20 protein-coding genes and 2 pseudogenes are annotated in these 19,611 nt (G+C 33.4%); 6 read left to right on the plus strand and 16 right to left on the minus strand.

From position 1 onward, the window contains the following. The first annotated feature begins 48 nt into the window (after positions 1-48). The 4 genes from ACEPXD_RS13265 to mnhG are packed head-to-tail and all read left to right on the plus strand — an operon-like array spanning position 49 to position 2,582. The gene (locus ACEPXD_RS13265) at positions 49-1,479 is read left to right on the plus strand and encodes a Na+/H+ antiporter subunit D (protein ID WP_391123228.1); all 1,431 of its coding nucleotides are present in this window, start codon (positions 49-51) and stop codon (positions 1,477-1,479) included. Further along, entirely contained in the window at positions 1,479-1,958 is a 480-nt protein-coding gene (locus ACEPXD_RS13270) for a Na+/H+ antiporter subunit E (protein WP_391116623.1), read from the plus strand. The genes ACEPXD_RS13265 and ACEPXD_RS13270 overlap by 1 nt, the downstream gene beginning before the upstream one ends. After that, complete coding sequence (locus ACEPXD_RS13275; RefSeq protein WP_391116625.1) at positions 1,955-2,236, plus strand: Na(+)/H(+) antiporter subunit F1; 282 nt, start codon at positions 1,955-1,957, stop codon at positions 2,234-2,236. The genes ACEPXD_RS13270 and ACEPXD_RS13275 overlap by 4 nt, the downstream gene beginning before the upstream one ends. Beyond that, positions 2,220-2,582: a monovalent cation/H(+) antiporter subunit G gene (mnhG, locus tag ACEPXD_RS13280; RefSeq protein WP_151700713.1), complete on the plus strand. Its 363-nt coding sequence runs from the start codon at positions 2,220-2,222 to the stop codon at positions 2,580-2,582. Before ACEPXD_RS13275 ends, mnhG begins: the two co-directional genes overlap by 17 nt. A 50-nt stretch (positions 2,583-2,632) precedes the next feature. Here mnhG and ACEPXD_RS13285 read toward each other — a convergent pair whose 3' ends face one another. Together ACEPXD_RS13285 and ACEPXD_RS13290 are read right to left on the minus strand one after the other, a co-directional pair. Then, positions 2,633-2,962, minus strand: a complete 330-nt coding sequence (locus ACEPXD_RS13285; RefSeq protein ID WP_391116627.1) for a hypothetical protein — start codon at positions 2,960-2,962, stop codon at positions 2,633-2,635. 59 nt (positions 2,963-3,021) lie between these two features. Beyond that, positions 3,022-4,524, minus strand: a complete 1,503-nt coding sequence (locus tag ACEPXD_RS13290) for a leucyl aminopeptidase (protein ID WP_391116629.1) — start codon at positions 4,522-4,524, stop codon at positions 3,022-3,024. A gap of 122 nt (positions 4,525-4,646) precedes the next feature. Between ACEPXD_RS13290 and ACEPXD_RS13295 the strand changes: the two genes are divergently transcribed. Continuing rightward, positions 4,647-5,123: a divergent PAP2 family protein gene (locus ACEPXD_RS13295; protein WP_391116631.1), complete on the plus strand. Its 477-nt coding sequence runs from the start codon at positions 4,647-4,649 to the stop codon at positions 5,121-5,123. A gap of 631 nt (positions 5,124-5,754) precedes the next feature. Here the strand turns inward: ACEPXD_RS13295 and ACEPXD_RS13300 are convergent. From ACEPXD_RS13300 to ACEPXD_RS13330, 7 genes and pseudogenes are all read right to left on the minus strand, one after another. After that, complete coding sequence (locus ACEPXD_RS13300) at positions 5,755-6,078, minus strand: YuiB family protein (RefSeq protein ID WP_387585779.1); 324 nt, start codon at positions 6,076-6,078, stop codon at positions 5,755-5,757. A gap of 144 nt (positions 6,079-6,222) precedes the next feature. Then, a complete protein-coding gene (locus ACEPXD_RS13305) occupies positions 6,223-6,351 on the minus strand; it encodes a YuiA family protein (RefSeq protein ID WP_391116633.1) in 129 nt (42 codons plus the stop codon). A 106-nt stretch (positions 6,352-6,457) separates the two neighbouring features. After that, positions 6,458-6,949 carry an NUDIX domain-containing protein gene (locus tag ACEPXD_RS13310; protein WP_391116635.1) on the minus strand — a complete coding sequence of 164 codons (492 nt, stop codon included), beginning with the start codon at positions 6,947-6,949 and terminating at the stop codon, positions 6,458-6,460. Positions 6,950-7,021: 72 nt separating this feature from the next. After that, on the minus strand, positions 7,022-8,233 hold the full coding sequence (locus tag ACEPXD_RS13315; protein WP_391116637.1) for an NAD(P)/FAD-dependent oxidoreductase: 1,212 nt from the start codon (positions 8,231-8,233) through the stop codon (positions 7,022-7,024). A gap of 213 nt (positions 8,234-8,446) precedes the next feature. Next, positions 8,447-8,539, minus strand: a pseudogene (locus tag ACEPXD_RS13320) (iron-sulfur cluster assembly accessory protein); the annotation flags it as partial. Between the two features lie 490 nt (positions 8,540-9,029). Continuing rightward, positions 9,030-9,587, minus strand: a complete 558-nt coding sequence (locus ACEPXD_RS13325) for a recombinase family protein (protein WP_391116639.1) — start codon at positions 9,585-9,587, stop codon at positions 9,030-9,032. A 336-nt stretch (positions 9,588-9,923) separates the two neighbouring features. Then, positions 9,924-10,196, minus strand: a complete 273-nt coding sequence (locus ACEPXD_RS13330) for a hypothetical protein (protein WP_391116641.1) — start codon at positions 10,194-10,196, stop codon at positions 9,924-9,926. Between the two features lie 229 nt (positions 10,197-10,425). On the opposite strand from ACEPXD_RS13330, the gene ACEPXD_RS13335 reads away from it, so the two are divergent. Next, positions 10,426-11,753, plus strand: a protein-coding gene (locus ACEPXD_RS13335) for an IS3 family transposase (RefSeq protein ID WP_391116643.1) whose coding sequence is annotated in 2 segments (ribosomal slippage) — positions 10,426-10,804 and positions 10,804-11,753 — 1,329 coding nt in all. Because the reading frame shifts where the segments join, the coding sequence is not laid out codon by codon here. A gap of 84 nt (positions 11,754-11,837) precedes the next feature. On the opposite strand, the gene ACEPXD_RS13340 is transcribed toward ACEPXD_RS13335, so the two are convergent. The 7 genes and pseudogenes from ACEPXD_RS13340 to ACEPXD_RS13370 form a co-directional block, all read right to left on the minus strand. After that, positions 11,838-12,605 (minus strand): hypothetical protein, encoded by a 768-nt coding sequence (locus tag ACEPXD_RS13340; RefSeq protein ID WP_391116645.1) that lies wholly within the window; start codon positions 12,603-12,605, stop codon positions 11,838-11,840. Positions 12,606-13,171: 566 nt separating this feature from the next. Further along, positions 13,172-13,939 (minus strand): hypothetical protein, encoded by a 768-nt coding sequence (locus ACEPXD_RS13345; RefSeq protein ID WP_391116647.1) that lies wholly within the window; start codon positions 13,937-13,939, stop codon positions 13,172-13,174. Positions 13,940-14,167: 228 nt separating this feature from the next. Continuing rightward, a complete protein-coding gene (locus ACEPXD_RS13350; RefSeq protein WP_391116649.1) occupies positions 14,168-14,737 on the minus strand; it encodes a recombinase family protein in 570 nt (189 codons plus the stop codon). A gap of 406 nt (positions 14,738-15,143) precedes the next feature. Then, positions 15,144-15,998, minus strand: coding sequence for a hypothetical protein (locus ACEPXD_RS13355; protein WP_391116651.1), 855 nt, complete (start codon positions 15,996-15,998; stop codon positions 15,144-15,146). Positions 15,999-16,242: 244 nt separating this feature from the next. Next, a pseudogene (locus ACEPXD_RS13360) lies at positions 16,243-16,359 on the minus strand (recombinase family protein); the annotation flags it as partial. A 197-nt stretch (positions 16,360-16,556) separates the two neighbouring features. Then, on the minus strand, positions 16,557-17,753 hold the full coding sequence (locus ACEPXD_RS13365; RefSeq protein ID WP_391116653.1) for a DUF3800 domain-containing protein: 1,197 nt from the start codon (positions 17,751-17,753) through the stop codon (positions 16,557-16,559). 558 nt (positions 17,754-18,311) lie between these two features. After that, entirely contained in the window at positions 18,312-19,376 is a 1,065-nt protein-coding gene (locus ACEPXD_RS13370; RefSeq protein ID WP_391116655.1) for a hypothetical protein, read from the minus strand. Positions 19,377-19,611 lie beyond the last annotated feature (235 nt).

Below are 19,611 nucleotides of genomic sequence, written 5' to 3' on the forward strand. Positions count from 1 at the left end.
TTATTATTATTTCCAGTCCTCATCCCGTTCCTTTTTGCAGCTATTTTATTGTTTTTCCCGAAAAAAGTGAAAGCTCAGCGAATAACTGTGATGATTGGACTTTTATTGGCACTAGCATCCGCAATTGTGCTATTAATTAAAGTAAAATTAGATGGCGTTCAAACGCTTACTTTAGGCAGTTGGGCTCCTCCATTTGGAATCACGATGGTTTCGGATATGCTCTCTGTTTTATTAGTTACATCGTCCCTTATTATTGCACTATTCGTTGTCTGGTACAGTTTTACTTCAATTGGAGAAGACCGGGAGAAGGCATTTTATTACCCAGCAATTATGTTCTTGTTAACTGGAGTTAACGGCGCTTTTACAACCGGCGATATTTTTAATATGTTCGTTTTCTTTGAAGTATTGTTAATGTCCTCTTATGTACTCATCGTTTTAGGGGGAGAAAAAGGGCAGTTAAGAGAATCTATCAAGTACATACTTGTGAATATCGTTTCCTCATCGCTTTTTGTTATTACTGTAGGGTACTTATATTCCGTAGTTGGTACGTTGAATATGGCTGATATATCTATTAAACTTGCGGAAATTGGCCAAGCAGGTATTATCACTGTAATAGCTGTACTTTTTCTCATCGTATTTGGTATTAAAGGTGCTATCTTCCCTCTGTTCTTTTGGTTACCGGGGTCATATGCAGCTCCTCCAGTGCCAATACTGGCTCTTTTTGGGGCGTTATTAACTAAAGTAGGCGTTTATGCAATTATACGGACGTATACATTGTTCTTCACAACCGATGTGGGCTTTACACATGAATTACTTATGATTATTTCTATCATCACAATCATTGCAGGATGTATAGGCGCACTTGCTTACTTCGATGTAAAACAAATTATTATTTATAATATTGTGATAGCAGTAGGGGTCATATTATTTGGTGTATCTATTATGAATGAAAACGGTATGCTTGGTTCTGTATTTTATTTGATCCATGATATTTTAATAAAAGGGGCATTGTTTTTACTGGTCGGGATTGTGATTAAAATAACTGGCACATCCGATTTGCGCAAAATGGGTGGACTTATGAAACGTTACCCTACATTAGCATGGAGTTATTTAGTTTCAGCGTTTGGACTTGCTGGGATTCCTCCTTTGAGTGGATTTTTAGGCAAACTTTTAATTGTCCAAGGGGGGCTTGAAGACGGGCATATTTGGCAAAGTATTTTCATACTTGCTTCTAGCTTAGTCGTTTTACTTTCTGTCATTCGTATTTTCATCTATGCATTTTGGGGTGAAGAGAAAGTTGTGCAGGAGCTTAATCCTAAAACGTATCGTCATTTATTAACCCCAGCAGTTTGCTTAGTTGCCATCACCGTTTTATATGGTGTTGGTTCAGAATTTGTAGTTCCATTTATGAAGGACGCAACTACAGTATTACTAGACCCTTCCGTTTATACGGATGCAGTATTTAAAGGGGTGAAATAATGGCTTTTCAAATATTATTGAATGTTGTAATCGCTTTAACTTGGATGTTTTTATCCGTATCATTTAAACCAACAACATTTATCGTTGGCTATTTACTTGGATTATTAATGTTATGGATGCTACGAAAATCTTTTTCTTCCAGATTTTACTTAGAAAGAATTTGGGCAGTTGTGAAGCTCGTTATTTTATTTTTAAAAGAGCTAACATTATCAAATATCGCCGTTTTGCTGTTAATCATTAAACCGAAAATGCCAATTCGTCCCGCTATATTTGCAATGCCTACTGTCCTTGAAAAAGACTGGGAAATTACACTATTATCCAGTCTTATCACCCTGACACCGGGCACAATTGTCATTGATATTTCGGATGATAATAAAATCCTTTATATTCATTCTATTGATTTTGATAACGTAGATGATGCCATCAATTCCATCAAGGATACGTTTGAAAAGGCAATCTTGGAGGTGAGCAAATCATGACAACTTTTCTTTGGACAATCGTCGTACTTATAGGTATATCGCTTTTAGGTTTTTTATATCGCCTTGTGAAAGGACCTACAACTCCAGACCGTGTAATTGCCCTTGATGCAATTGGTGTTGGGATAATCTCGTTGATAGGGCTCATATCCATCCTATTTGATACAGGATATTTCTTAGATGTTATTTTACTCTTAGCGATTCTTTCCTTTATTGGTACTGTTGCTTTTTCTAAATTCACGGAGAAGGGAGTAATTATTCAACGTGACCGTAATAGCTAATATTCTTATCATTGCTACGATTTCTTTTGGAACAATCTTTATCTTGGTAACCGCTATCGGGTTAATACGTCTTCCGGATGCCTATTCACGGGCACATGCGGCATCTAAAAGTGCAACACTTGGTGTCATGAGTATTTTACTCGGAGTATTTTTTCACTTTTGGTTGAATGAAGGAAGCTTTAACTCTCGCATTTTACTTGGAATCGTCTTTCTTTTTGTTACAGGACCAGTTGGAGGCCATATGATGGGTAGAGCTGCTTATATATCTGGTGTGAAAATGTGGGATAAATCTGTAAGAGATGATCTTGCAGAAGTAGTAAAGAAAAAAAGAGAACTTGAAAAATAATAAAGCTTTTGCAATCCGCAAATTCTGCGGTTGCAAAAGCTTTTGTTTTTTTAGTAATAACCACCATCATAATACGTTGGGTATGTGTATGGGTAAGGTTGATAAACTGGATAAGGTTGGTAAACTGGATATCCTCCGTATCCATATCCTCCATATCCTCCGTATCCTCCAAAGCCTCCAATTAATGAAGAACCTACAAGACCTCCGACTAATCCCCCTACAAACGGACTTCCGAAGCCACCAAATCCTCCAAACGGTCCTCCGAAGCCTCCAAAGCGGCCAAATCCTCCAAAGCGGCCAAAACCGGGGCCTCTAAAACCACCACCTCTAAAACCACCAAAACCGGGACCTCTAAAACCTCCACCCCGAAATCTTACCATGCTTCTCCTCCTTTCCCCTCAGTGTATGCCACTGGGGAAAGTGAGTCTGTGCGTTTGCCCTATTCTTCGTCTGCCATTCGTTCAATCAGCGTTGCAAGTGTTCGTACCATTACACCTGTTCCGCCTTTAGGACCGAAATCATGAGCAGACTTTGTATCAGATGTCCCAGCAATATCTAGATGAATCCATGGTGTATTTTCTACAAATTCTCCTACAAATCCACCACCGAAAATCATATGGCCATCTCCACCAGGTGAATTATTAAGATCTGCAACATCACTTTTACGAATACGTTTTTTGTCATTTTCTGTTAAAGGTAATCTCCATGTAAATTCGCCAGTTTCAATGGAAGATTCCATAAACGTTTCAAAAAACGCTTCATCATTTGTTAATGCTCCAGTTTTATCGTATCCAAGTGCAGTTATGACACCTCCAGTTAACGTCGCTACATCAACAATATAGTTAGCGCCTTGCTGTTTTGCATATGTCACAGCGTCGGCTAAAACTAGTCGACCTTCTGCATCTGTATTTAAAATCTCAATTGTTTTCCCGCTCATCGAAGTAATGACATCATCTGGTTTAAAAGCATTTCCAGAAATCATGTTATCAGTAGATGCAATAACTGCAAGCACGTTTTTGTTTGGACGAAGCTCACCAATAATTTGCATTGCACCTAGTACTGCTGCTGCGCCGCCCATATCCCCTTTCATCCCAACAATTCCAGTCTTTGTTTTAATAGAATAGCCACCAGTATCAAATGTAATGCCTTTACCCACTAAGGCAACTACATCTTCCCACTTTTCGGTTGCTTGATATTTTAATACGATTAATCGTGGTTCTTCAACAGATCCTTGGTTGACAGCAAGAAGAGCTCCCATGCCAAGTTCTTCTATTTCTTTTTTACCCAAAATCTCTGTTTCGAACTCATATGTATTACCAAGTTCTCTCGCGTATTCCCCTAATTGCGTTGAGGTAAGTACGTTTCCAGGAGTATTCACTAATATTCTAGCTTCATTTACAGCATCTGCATAAATAGTTCCTACTTCAAAATAAGAGACAACTTCTTCCTCATCTTCATTTGTTAATAGTTCAATAGCTGATAAATAATAATCGGGTACATTCGAAGTTGTTTTGTATCCTTCATAAGTGAAAGAACCCATACCAAGCCCTTCAGCTGCCAAATAAGCTACGTCAGCATCTAAGATAGATTCTGTTGTGAAGGAAGGAACCCAAATTGCTAATGATTCTGGCTTGCTTGTTAAAAGTTCTTTTCCAACAAGACCAAAAATTTCACGGATATTCTCTTGTGTTAATTGTTTACGATCCCCAATTCCAACAAAAAGAATTCTCTTAACACCATCTTTATTTGCAACAGGCACTTTTACAATCTTTTTAAGATCAGAAGAAATATCACCGCTCTTCACCCAATCCATAATATGTGCGCCAAAACTTTCTAAGAAATCGCTCCAATTGCTTGTATTTTCTACATGTTTGGAAACAGCGACTACCAATGTTTCGGATTGAATTTCCTCGAATAAAACAGCATTTGTACTAATAATCATTATTTTTCCTCCTAGTAATTCGGATACATATTAATTATATAGGAAGAAGATACATTTTTCGAATAGTTTGAATGTGTTATACTAGTCTTACTGAATATTTAAGATGAAAGGCGGTGTCTACTTTGGCAATCCTCCAAAATACTCCATTATTGGCGGCACTTTTTTCTATTTTCTTTGCCCAGTTCGTGAAAATTCCGATTCATTTTTTAATGACAAAGAAATTAGATTGGAAATTATTCACTTCTACCGGTGGAATGCCTAGTTCTCACTCAGCTGCTGTTACTTCGCTTTGTACTGCAATTGCTTTTGAAACAGGCTTAGATTCTCCACTTTTCGCAGTGGCTACCGTTTTTGCTGTAATCGTCATGTTTGATGCTACTGGTGTCCGTTTTCAAGCTGGACAACATGCCATAATCATCAATCAAATGCGGGCAGATTTTCAAACATTTGTTGAGCAAACAAAGGGATGGGCACAAAAGAAAAATGAGGATAAGATGAAAGAGTTAAAAACCTTGCTTGGTCACAAACCAATCGAAGTTTTAATGGGAGCACTTACTGGTATTGCAATATCGATTGTAATATATAACACTTTGGGATAAGAAAAGCGGTAGACATTCTTTAAGAGCATTTTGTCTTCTCTATTTCCTGAGTGCTTTGGACAAAACATTGGCTACACTATTAACGTTAGAGTAATGGATCGTGAAGTGACTGCGTCACTTCACGATCCATTTTTTTTGGTAATCTTGTGGCGGATGTTTGTCCGTCGCTCTCTTGGAATTTGTAAAGACGTGGTATATTTGGTTTGGATAATGAGAGATAAAATGCAGTCTCACTCTTTTAAAGCGGACGAAGATGCAATTTCGTCCGCTTAGCATTTCTTTATCAAACGATGCTATCTATTTTTTCAGGTTCCACTTGCACTATTCATCGACCCAATAAATTATTTCTACTTTATACGTTAGGAATAAAAGGAAAACCAAATAAAAATCAAGAACTAGCGAATGGAAAGGCTTCACTTATCAGTTCCTACCCTAAGGACTAAAGCGGTGCGAGGGAAGCTCTTAATGCTTTCACCTGGTAAATTTGTCCACCTGCAGTGGAAGTCAACCTGTTCATGGCATAAAAATTTATATTCTTTCTATAATAAAAAGACTGTAGGCAAACTCGATTTTTACCAAGTTTGTCTACAGTCTTAATGGATAACTCTTTAACGGAGTTATCCTTTTTCTTTTAGAACATTTGATACCCATTTTTCCGAAGATATTTCATCACAAAGCCAGCTGCAATTGCTCCCACTAATCCACTAGATAATATGATGATATCCGCAGCATGTAGAGAAACAATTTTATGCCCTAAAGCAGAAAAAGCAGTTCCTGTTTTCGTAAAGTAATCAAAAAAGCGTACCTCATCAATAATGAGAATCACAACTAATGGATAAAGAACTGCCATAAACCAAGTCATGCGTAAAAGCATATTCAATAAGAAGGCGATTCCGAAAAACATCACAAAAAATATAAGAACTGAAAGTATCATTTGTACGATCATAAAGTCCATAATCTATTACCTCCGTAGCATCTTTAAATAGTTTACCTTAACGGAGGCTAGTATTCAATGTACTTGTCTAATTTCACTTATTTGTCATAATCAATTACATCTTCCCTTACATGGCCCAGTGTGTGCATACGCCACTATATAAAGTTACAGTCTTTTTTTGCCTGATCCATTGCAACAACTGCAAGTTTCAGATCCCCCTAATCTTAGTTGAAAATAACCTTTCCCTTTACAATATGGACAATGATTTGGATTTATTTCCTTTTTAAATCTCACCCTATACCCCTCCTTATATTTTTAATATTCAGATAATATATCATATAATTTATTTTTTGTAAATAAAAAACACAAAAATATATTTTTTGTGTTTTTTCAACAACTATTAAAAAAAGAGCTTATAGCTAGTATAACCGAAAACAACCCCAGGATTAATGCCTTCTATTGTTTGAAAACCAACTGCTATTTTCTTCTGTGCCAGTTCCTGAATCATGACAGAGGCTTCTTCACTCAGTCTTAATACTTCTGGATGTATCCACTGTACTTCATATAATTCGGAAAGTTGTGCTTGTAGAATTGGGTCATTTTCTTTCGGTGTAAGTAAAAAAATTGCCATGTTATCACTGATTTTATTGTGAATAACTCCACTTCTAAAACCAATCATTTTCTCCACTTTACACTCAACACCTGTTTCTTCCTTCACTTCTCTAAGTACTGCTTCATCTATAGTTTCCTCTTTGTTTACAAATCCTGCTGGAAAAGACCATCTTCCATGAAGACCACCATATCTCTTTTTAACAACAAGCCACTCTCCACGATGATTTACTACGAGCCCTGCTACTCCTAACCAAATACTCCCTCTATCTTCTCTAGCCATATAAATAACCCCTTTAAAAAAGCTCTCACTGTAAATATTTATACAGTGAGAGCTTAAAGTAATTAATATAAATTATAAAGAGAATTTACCTTTTTTCAACAATAGTGGAACTCCACCGATCATGTAAAGCGCACGGTTATCGATAACTTTTTTCATGATAGATGCTTTCGTTCCAGTAATTTTTCTACCCATTACATCACCAATAGCATCGTGTTCTCCAAGTGAACATACTGTCCCTTTTAGAGCAGGAACGAATTCTTCTGTTGCATTCCCTTTCATTAAAGCAACAATATTTTTTGCAATAGTTACTGCTTGTTGCATTGCAATTTGTGCAGTTGGGGGATACGGACGGTTAACTTCTTCATTGATCATAAGTGCACAGTCACCAACGATGAATACATCTGGGAACCCAGGAGCACGCATATCTTTTTCTACTTTAACGCGAGCACGCATGTTTTCAATACCTGACGATTCAATTAGACGATTTCCACGAACTCCAGCTGCCCAAACAACTGTACCAGCTTTGATAAATTCGAATTCATCTTCGCCTTTTTTAATATTAACACCTTCTGGAGTTGCTTCCACTACAGGTGTACCGATAGAGAATTCAATTCCTTTAGCCTCTAATTGTCTTACAGCATATTCTACTAATGCTGGATCAAAACCAGGAAGTACCATTGGAGCAGCTTCAACACAAACTACGCGAACTTTTTCTTTTGGTACATCATATTCTTTGCAAAGTTCAGGAATTCGATTTCCTAATTCACCTAAGAATTCAATACCTGAGAATCCAGCTCCACCTACAACAATTGTTAAGCGTGCATCATCACGAACTTCTTCTGTTGACCATGTTGCAAATTGATATTCAATATGATCACGAATTTGACGAGCTGCATTCACGTTAGCAATAGAAAGTGCATATTTGTCTAAACCAGTAATTCCGAATGTTTCTCCTTCAAAGCCTAAACCAATTACTAAGTAGTCATATGTAAATTCACCAGCACTAGTTGCAATTTTTTTGGTATTAACATCAATTGCCTCAACTGCTGCTTTCACAAATTTTACTTTGCTAGAATTTATAACATCTTTTACATCGTAACGAACTTGGTCAGGACGTAACGTACCAGCAGAAGCTTCATGCAACCAAGTAGATTCATAATGGTAATCATTTTTGTTTACTAGAATAATATCTGCATCATCTGCACCTACTATCTTTTGAAGGTTAACTACTGTAGTTAATCCACCATATCCTGCGCCTAATACTAGAATTGTCGGTCTTTTCACGAAGATCGCAACCACCTTTAATATATTTTTTAGAAGACCCCTATAATTAATATTCACCATGTAGGGCTCGTTCTTTGCCATGTTCACGACAAAAAACCCTTAATGCCTATATTAGACCTTTTATCACATGATTTCAACACATAGTTACAGGTATTATTAAGGTTTGAATTTACTGATAACTCCAAATGAAATACTTATTATAACTACGAAAGATTAACAGCTCTCTGGTGTACCTTCTTTTTTAGCTGTTTTAAACGAAGAACCACATCCGCAAGAAGCGATTGCGTTGGGATTTTCGATGGTAAATTAGAAATCCCTAAGATGCTGTTAAGGAATGTTGTTATATCAAGGTTTATTGTTGATTTGTAGGGTTATGAATTGCAGACTGAATTGTTAATCACAAGTGTTCAAGATTGTTAATGTCGCTAATTCAATTTTATCCAAAGTTCGTAGTAATTACAACTTTTTGACTATAAAACATTCCTTTGAAATTAAAACATTTCGTTGAAAATGATATAAATTTCAACTTATTGATTTGTTGAAAACTCCTTAGTAACTCCAAATATATAAAATATCTTTTTAACTGATGACACGGTTCAGCGAACATCATCAAAGAACATAGTTAATTTTGAACATAAAGTATTTATCTCTATATAGCTATTTCCCCACTACTTGTGGGGTAATTAAATTGAAGTAACTTGTGGGAGCGGGGGAGTTACTACATTTTTAAATATACTAAAAAAAGCAATTGGTTAAAAATACCCCTATATAAACAAATAAGACACTCTATGAGTGCCTAAAACTTAGTTTCTTTACGTTTAGCCATAATTAATGTACTTTTACTAATCCCAGTTAATGCTTCAACTTCTTTATAAGACTGATTTTCTAACAATTTTAAAGCATGTTGTATTTGTTTTTTAGTGAATTTATTTGGTCTACCTTCTCTAAAACCTTCACGTTTTTTTGCTATGGCTTTACCTTCCTGTGTACGTTCAACAATCATATCTCTTTCAAACTCTGCAAAAGCACACATGATATTAAAAACTAGTCTTCCTGTTGGCGTATTCTCTACCAATCCCATATTTAGAATATGTACTTTTACACCTTTTTCAAATAATCCTTTAACCGTTTGAATACCATCTACTGTTGACCTTGCAAACCTATCTAATTTTGTTACCACTAATGTATCACCTTCTTGAAGCATTGAAAGTAACACTTGAAAATCTGGTCTATCTGCTTTTATTCCAGTAAACTTCTCACTATAAATCTTTTGACATCCTTCATTTTCTAATGCCTGTATTTGAGTATCTAAATCCTGTCCAACTGTCGAAACCCTAGCATACCCATACTTCATTTTAATCACTCTCTTTCTGTATAATTGCGCATTCACTTATGACACTAAGTTAAGACGCCATTCTATACATCGACATTACTACTCTAACTTTACGGTATCAATACTTTTGAGTTATGACACTATCCTGACACAAAAAAAGCCGATATGTTTATCGACTTCTGACACTACTGTTTAAACAAGTATTTAATCTCCAAATATGTAATGTAGTGGAAATTTAAACAGATTCAAAAGGAAAAAACCTCCTATAATTAAAAGGAGTACAAACCCTATTAATAGTCTAATCTTATCAATAATTTTTTTAATTATTTTAATCTCCTCTTTTTCTTATACCAATTATTAAACTTGGCGAAATAAAAATATAATTTCTTCTTGATAACCTTTAGTAATTCCGTAGCTATACAAATCATCGAATGTTCCTGAAAGAATAAGAAATTTATGTTCTTCTGAATTTCCAGGGTATCTCGTACTAATTTTTTCATTTTCCTTTACAAACTTGTTATAAGATTTATATAAATCTTCCAATATAGCTTTTTCATTTTTATCTTTTGTAGAACGATAATATCTGTATGCCATCGTTGGTGCACCACTTAATTTTAAAAAACCAAACATAAACATCCCCCTAACGCCAATTTATTTCGAATATGCCATCTTTAGTATAGACATAACTCTTAAGTTTTGACACCACTGTTTCCTTTTTAAAAAATAAAAACAGCCACTTTAGTATAATGAACTGAACCCCGAATAGTGGACACTTTAAAAAAAGTGACCCTATTCGGGGTTTTTCTGTTTAAAAACCCGTTATACTAGAAAATAACAACTTGGAACGGGAGATTTTTTAATGAGTAAAATACTTTTCAATGAACATCAAAGAAGACAACTAGAATCAAACCCAAATATCGTATCCGTATCAGATCGCGCCATTCAATATAAATCTGAATTTAAAATTCGTGCCGTTCAAGAAAATTTGGCTGGTAAAGGACCTTCTCAAATCTTTATCGAAAATGGATTTGATTTAGAAACTATTGGAGTCAAAAAAGCCAAATGGTCATTAAGCCGATGGAGAAATACGTATAACACCTACGGTGAACAAGGCTTTTTAGAAGAACGTCGCGGAAAAGGTAGCACAGGTCGCCCTTCTACAAAGGATGTATCAGCTGAGAAAAAATTAGAAAAGGCAGAAGCACGTATTAAGTATTTAGAAGCTGAATTAGAATTACTAAAAAAGCTAGAGGAACTCGAGAGGCAGGCGAAGAAACAGTTCTGGCACCCCATGAAAAATACGCAGTGATCAACGAAGTCATTCGAAAATATCAACTAAAGAACATGACACGTTATCTTTGTGAATTAACTGATGTGAGTCGAAGTGGCTACTACGCCTGGCTTCAAAATTCAGAGAAGCATTCGATTCGTGAAGAACAAGACTATCAAGACTATGTATTATTAAAATGCATTTACGATGCTTTTAAAGGGAAAATTGGTTATCGAGGACTTTACATGGCATCAGAAGAATTATTAGTGACACCAATGAATCACAAAAAGATTCTTCGCCTAATGAGGAAGTTTAATTTCTTTGCGAAAGTACGTCGTGCGAATCCATATAAACATATTGCGAAAGCGACGCAAGCGCACCGTATGGTCCCTAATCACTTAAATCGAGCATTTGATCAAGATGAACCGGGCAAAGTATTTTTAACAGATATCACTTATTTACAATACCGTAATAGTCAAACGGCGTACTTATCTTGCGTAAAAGATGTTGCAACACGTGAAATCGTCGCCTATGAACTATCGACAAGCTTAAAAATGAGAATTGTTTATCGGACATTAGAAAAATTAGAAGAAGCATTAGAAGGAAACCTTCATCCAGAAGTCATGATTCATTCCGATCAAGGTGTCCATTACACGCACCCGGAGTATCAAAAACGTGTAAAGAAAATGGGTTTACTTCAATCTATGTCACGGAGAGGAAACTGCTTAGATAACGCCCCAATGGAATCTTTCTTTGGGCATTTTAAAGATGAAGTGGATTATCAGGAAGCGCACAACTTATTTGAATTAAAGCAAATGGTAGATGAGTACATGGAGCATTACAATACAACACGCAAACAATGGAATTTAAAAAAGATGACTCCGGCTCAATACCGAAGTCATCTAATCGCCGCCTAGACTGCAAAGTCGTTTTTATTAATCTGTCCATTAATTAGGGCTCAGTTCACAATGACTGTCTGTTTATCTTTTTATTTAATTTTACTATTTGTAAATAGTACCAGACATCAAACCGACTGAAACTAAAGCTTCATTTATTGGTGTATTTCTAGTTGAATTATCCGAATAAAACGCATTTAATGCATCGATGTAGTAATATTCACTTTCTTCTATTACAAATCCATTTTGGTCTAAGCTATATAAGGCATTGGAAATAGCATGAAACCTTTGATTATCCGTCAATTGTATCCAATCATGACCATTTTTATCTTTTATGTATGTTTCAGTATCTGAATTTGAAGTAGAACCTGTGTATTTGGCACTAGATTCAGCCCTAGATTCTTCAGCAGTTTTCCCTTTAAAAGTTCCATTGAAAACAACATTTTTATCATAATCATCAAGGAGAGTTTCATTATCTTGTAAGTCCTTTGTTTCAAAATGGTCACCTGTACTTGTAAGATAAAATGCTCGGTCGTAAACGGAATACGTGGTGTAGTCTTTATCATGAAAGCGTACATAAAGTTCATCAAAACGATTGACATATCCAAAGACTTCACCGTAAGTTTTTTCGTATGTGTCAAAAAATTCTTTAAGGAAGAGGTATTGCTCGCTTACTTTTAGTTCGGCAAATTCTTCTGCCATTGTGATATTTAATGTTGATTTACGGTCATCCCCATCTTCATATTGGTCAATGTATTCTATTGAATCCAAGTAGGCATTCCGTTCCTCTACGGTAGGAGGTTCTTTTTCTTGGCTACAGCCTACTAATAATAATAAAATGATAAAGTATACCGATAAATTTAATTTCTTCATTATAACTTCTCCCTATTTAAGATATTATTTTTTTCTTTTGATTATCAAACTCTTCTTGCATAATAATTTCTTCTTTTAAACTTCTTTTTCAGTTTATTATTTCTTGTAAAATTTCTCCTAAATTATTTATAACATAGTTTCCCATTACAAACTATTATGATTTTTCTTGCAAAACATTCATACGTAAAATCATGTCTATAGACAAGTTTTAATTAATAATCACACGCCTAGAAATAATTACCACGTTATGGCAGTATAATACTCAATTATTGATAAATTTCTTTTTTATAATTGGAAAAAACCCCATATTAAAAATGAGGTTTTATCTACCACAACAATACATTCTTAAATTAAGTGATATAGGAAAACAATCAAATGAAAGAAGCGTCAAAGACATTCAGCTGTACTTTGACGCTTCAAAAAATAATAACTATGTGCTTACTTGTGGTACGGTTCACCGAACATTACATAAAGACATAGTAAGATTTGAGAACAAAATTTATATTTCGATTTAATAAAAATGACCACTTCAAAATTGAAGTGGTCTTATTAACATCTAGTTTAAACTATTGATAAACTGCTAGAACTTCTAATATTATAACATTTTCATCACTTTTGATATTTTGCAAGCCTTCAATTTCCTGTTCACCCATTTGTCTTCTAATCCCTCGACTTAGAGAAAATAAATCCTTCATAATATCGAATACAACAATAGGTTTATCAATTACATCTTTTCTAGATAGAACTTTTGCTATTATAGTTACTTCTTCATCCTCGAAATCTTCTAGATGCTCTACTTCATAACATAGATTATTTGAGGTTAACTTTGCAAACCCTACTCTATTTCCAAAATTGTTGCATTCAAGAAAGGCTGGAATTTTTGTGCTTTCTTTAGCGAAAACACTGTTGAATATTTCTTCTTCTTGGGCATTTTGTAGATTCATACTTGAAGCTAACATTGGTTTAAATTTGTTAATTAAATCCATCATATCAAATTCTGATGGAATCTTAAAGACTCCCTCGAAACGAATAATAGATGTTCTCGGTATTGTTTCACAGTCACATTCATTCTCTAAAAAATCGAAATAATTATCTTTACTTTTACTTTCGAGTAACTCTTCGAATTCATTACAATCAAGTATTAAGTTATCTAATATTTCTCCTTCCATTTCATTGCTTCCATTTATTCCTCCAGAAAGGATTGGTACTTTAGCACTTAGAGATTTAACTGAGCTTACTTTAACATTTTTTATGGCTACATGTTTTTTACCTTCTAGTACAGCTCCATATTCTGCTACTTTGTTTGAATCAAAATATATTAGATTTTTGAACAAAACAAACTCCCCTTTTTAAACAACTTATTATTTAAGAAAAATTTATTCACATTTCATCACTAAGACTTACCTAATTATACCATCCAAATCTGGATATATCGTTTGAATTAGAATACCGAGTTGAGGTGTGAGTGTGTTACCATCTCTCCCAAAAAATAAAAATATTAAAATACTGTAAACTACCCCCTACCTTCAAGAAAAAAGACACCCATCAAAGCTGATGAATGCCTAAATTAATTCCTCTTTACTTTTCCTCTTTCTTATTTCCCTATACAATGTAGCTTTTGAAACACTAGTCATTTCTTCTATTTCTTTTACAGTGTACTTTTCTGTATTATAAAGCTTTAAAGCCTTCTCTACTTGCTTATTATCCTTTTTAGGTCTACCACCAACACGACCTCTTGCTCTTGCACTCTCCAAACCCGCTCTAGTTCGTTCTGAGATTAAATCCCTCTCCATTTCAGCAAGTACAGCCAACATCTTAAACATAGCCTTACCGACTGCTGTAGTAGTATCTATGCTGTCCCTAATACTTACTAACTCAATTCCTCTTTCTTGCAATTCCTCTGACCATTCAATTAGTTTTTTTGTGGAACGACCTAAACGGTCTAGCTTGTAAACACATAAGACATCGCCTTCTCTAGCATATGTGAGTAACTCTTGTAATTGAGGTCTGTCGTCTTTCATACCGCTTATCTTCTCTTGGTATATCTTTTCACATCCTATCTTCTCTAATGCATCTATTTGTAAATCTAAAGATTGGTCAAGAGTGCTTACCCTAGCATATCCAATTTTCATATATACTTTATCCCCCATATTCCTTTTCTTTAATTGTATCAAAAAGGTGATTTTAAGTAAATAAAGATGCATTGTTTTTGAAACGATTTTTGATACTTATTTTATTAGTTTTTATTCAATATTATTTCCACAAAAGATATGTATCATAAACATTCGTTTTTGATACACAAGAGAATAGACTAACTTATTAACTATTTTTTAGTGTAAAAATTGGAACATTTATATCTGCTCTTCTGACTGTCTATAAGTTGGAACATCTGAACTAATATCAATAGTAAGACTTGTCGCATATAAAAAAGTGTATCAATATTTTAATTGATACACTTTTTTATATGATTAGATAACCTCTATTAACTTATACATTTGAAATGGAACACCTTAGATTAAGTAGATTAAGTAGTTTAATTTAGTTTGATGTTTGTATAGCAACTAAGTATCCATCTTCAAAATATAGATATTTGAAGTTAGAATACACCCACTGTTCTCTTGTTCCATAAGCAGTTTCTGTCTTATTTACTCTATTAGGTTTTCCCCACGATGTTTTATGTAGTACTTCTTGGTCAGTTAATCCAATTGTAATAGGAATATATGTGTTTGCGTTTACTTTATGACTATACTGCCAAACTTCTCTTGGTACATTCAGCAAAATCATTTCTTTTATTTCCTTATTAAACATTCCCGTATAATTCGGTGCCACTATATCACTAAGTTTTAAAATAGTATAACCAACATCTGACCCTAAAGATTCCATATACTGTATTTCTGCGAATTCATAAATAATATTCAATTCTAGATTTTCAGAAATAAAAAGAGAATCTATTTTTATATCTTTAAAATCTTCAAACCTTTTGCTTGTAATTACATTAGATATATCTGATTTAAATTCCTTCACTTTTTCTTCCTTTTTACCCATAATCCTCGCATACGTTTCTTCATCTAAAGTAAAGTAATCTACTTGATTATGATAACTTCTATAAAAATTCTCAATATCTTTATCAAAAACAATTTCCACCGCTCTACTATACTCTTCCTTTATTTCATCATTAATCTTTACCATACTGTGCTCTTCCATAAAATCTTTATAGTGTCTATAGAGCACCATGTCCGACTTACCCTCATCGTTAAATTTTTGATATTCTTCTATAATTTCCTTTTGTTCAAGTGAAAGTTCTCCCCTGTTTACTTTATCGCTTAGCGTGTCTGCTTCATTACCACAAGCCGACAATACTAGCATAAACAAGATACTTATATACTTTTTCACATCTCTTCCCCCAATTATCTTCTCTACTTATATTAACTCGCCACCCACTCCTGTTAGAGAAATTCTATAGAAATTTATGTACTTCTACTCTCTGTAAGATTTCAACATTTTTTCTCATTCACATCAACTAGCTGGAATATTTGACTATGAACAATAAATTAGAGGAATTTCAATAGAATCACCATTTCATGTGTTCTTAAATCTATAACGGAGCAGTCCACCTGTTAAGTTACTGCTCCACATTTTATTTTGCTTCGTATTCTGAAATAATCTTATAAAAGATATTTTTCTTTAAGTCCAATAATCTCATAAATTCTACACCTGTGATTTCTTTCTCCTTCCACTTCGGATAATTAGCTACTACAGCTTCTAACTGGAGTTTACTAATTGTATTCAAGTTTAGTTTATACACTTAATATCTTCATATGCTTCATTGTTCTATCTTTATATAGTTTTTAAAAGTTTTTCTCAAGTAAGAGTAAGTGAATAGGTGCAGATTTATATACCAGTAATTTAGTGCCCATTTTTACATATAAGCTCACTTTACAATCTGAATAGTCAATTAAATATATATAAAGTTGCCATATCATTTCTTACCTCTGTATGGATATCCTCTAGGTCGTTTACATTAAAATTAAAAGTTTCTACACTTAATAAATCAAAAATATAGTCAGATAACTCATCTTTTGCATTTCTCTCAGTTTGTTGATTTTGAACATTAAGCCTTCTATTCAAAGCCCCAGCATATAAATCTGCAATTTGAATCATCCTTGAAGTAGCAGAGTCTACTGATTGAAGATAATTTAAAGTAAGTTTATTTTCATATTGAATTTTAAATGCATCTGTTAGTGATTGTTCTATTTCTTTTATCCTTAACGTACTCTCTCCATCTTCCTTATCTTTAAAATAGACTATTTGTTGCGGAAAAGAAATTCTTCTTGATGTTAATTCATGTTCTATTCCTAATCTTACGTGTTGATAAAAGAGGTCATTAATTATTTCATCAATTGGTTTATTCAACTGTGATTTTTTTACTGCAATCGCCTTGAAGCTAGCCATTCCTGAATTTTTAATAAAGAATTCAAAGAAATCTTTATATACGGCTAAGTCCCTTCCATTGTTTTTTAATTTTGTAAAATGAAATTCCTTTGGACATGTTTCATCTTCTTCTAGTCTTAATCTCACCCAACTTACTAGATTCGAATTGATATCATTATCCTCTTTAAGAACCCATACACCACCTACTATTACATATTCAGCATTTTTCCCTGTTTCATCAGAAAAAATAGAAATAATAGGCGCTGGAGGTGTATTACTTAATTGAATCTCCTTTTGAATTTCTTCTTCATTTTTTCTAAAACGTCTTACTTTATCAGTAGCCCTAAATAATTTATATTCATTTTGTATTTTTGCTCTACTTCTTGTGATGGATGTTAATCTTTCAAGTTTAAACAATCTTTCTAATGATAAATTATTTCCTCTAACTTCCTCATATGTTTGCCAATATTTAATTTGTAATGCTACATCTGAGTTTCTGGTTTCTGGAAATCTATTTAATATTGAAGCTACTCTTGTTATTAGATGTTTATCATTTCCATTCTGAACATCTGTCCAAAGTGCGTCTGCTTTTTTCCTTCTCTCACGTTCATCTTCTTCAGACTCTTCTTCCGAATCTAACGCATCTTTCTCATCTTCAATCTCACTCATTAGTTCTTCTTCTATTTTTTCTATTAACGACCTGTCTATTTCTCCCAATTATTCCACCCCAATATATTTTTATATCAACATTACCATAATATAATAATTAAGGGTATTTTAATTATTGATAAAATTGTGAATTCATTTAAAACTGTTTATGTAAAGTTCTAATATCCCTGGTCAAATCACTAAGTATATTAACTTTGAATATTTCTATTTTTAAATCTAACTAATTTGCCTATCATCATTGGTTCTACGTTGTAAAATCTTTAGATTCTACTTTATTAATGTAAATACTTGCTATTTCTTTTACCTCCTTAATGTAATACCCTTCACTAACTGAGGTCTACTGAATTGAAGTAACTGTAAATAAGTACCAATATACTTATTGTATCCCAAAGTACATTCTGGACAGAAATGCTGTTATCATATGGCTATTTACAAGTTCCTTCATTTCTTCCCTTATAAGCTATTTTATAAAAACCCTTTTATGGTACACTCATTTAATAAATAATATTATTATCTTAATTTACAACTTTTATTTTATATTAAATGAGTGTACTATAAATTTATTTATTAAATGAGTGTACTAGGGAGGGGTTTTTATAAAACACATTAAAATGGTAACTGACCTAAGTCCTCACCGTCATCATTTATAGAACTATTATCTAAGTCATCTTCGTAAATAACAAATCCTATTTCTTCTTCATAACGTTTAGCACTTATTCTTCTCTGCTTTGGCATTTCTTTAAACTCTGAACTATTCGATATAAATTTATTATAAGGTAAAACCCCATAAGTATTTGATTTTGCTATTTGCCAATCTTTTTTATCCAGACAGTATGGCTTGTGGTCATTGACAATCATATTGCGCTTCTCTAAATTTTCTAACTGAGTCCTTACAGTTTTTTCTCCTAGCCCAGTTGAAGATACAAACTTTTTAATTGAACAGTTAAAACTACCTTTAAAAACATCATGTTTATGTGATATAAAACTATAGAGGTAGAAACCGTTTACACCTAAATCTGAGTCAGCCATACAATAAGTAAATACGTCAATGTCAATCAAATGGGTATTATGCACAAAAATAAATGTACCATTTTCATATCCTTCTTCTTCTGCCCAAGGCTCTCTGAAAAATGCTTTTACAGGATAATTAATTTTTCTGTTCCTGTTGTTACTATTATAAACCTCTAGATAATCGCTCTCCATTACAACATGAGAGTATTCCCATTTTCCTTTAATAAAAATATCTTCCAGTATTACTATATCAATTGGTTTATCACTCTCTTTTCTAATGTATCCTAATCTAGCCAAAACTCCATCCTTTTTAGTGATATATGTGTAAGTATCTGATTTAGAAGGAAATCCCAAAATCTGTTTAATCATTTTTTCATCAATATTTACTTTGGTATAATAATTCTTGTAATAATAATACTTACAATATCTATACATATAATGTGCAAGGTATACATAAGCGTATGCATATGCAATATGGGTAGAAGATTTAAATCTTTTTACCTTTTCATGTTTTATATCATAAAACCCTTCTATATATTCTCCATCCTCATTTACATAACCCTTTAATTGCTCAAAAATTTCATTAGGCATGAACAATTTATGTTCACCTTTTTTTATATTAAGTATTTCTTCTAATTGTTTTTTTGTAAAAGTCTTCATTTTTTTATAACCACTCCTATTAAACATTCTGTATTCTTTTCTTAATTTTTGTTGCCTCAACAATACATATTGAATAAATAAAAAAAAAGAGAATCCAATCTCAGTAAAAGATTAGATTCTCTCTATTTTTAGGTGTTGAATATTCCTTTAAAAGATACTTCCTTATAATATGTCTCAATTTAAGAAACTGTTTTGTGACCAATATTGTTACTACTTTCTAATAAACCCTAAAAAT

Source organism: Psychrobacillus sp. L3, assembly GCF_042945595.1.
GTDB lineage: Bacteria > Bacillota > Bacilli > Bacillales_A > Planococcaceae > Psychrobacillus.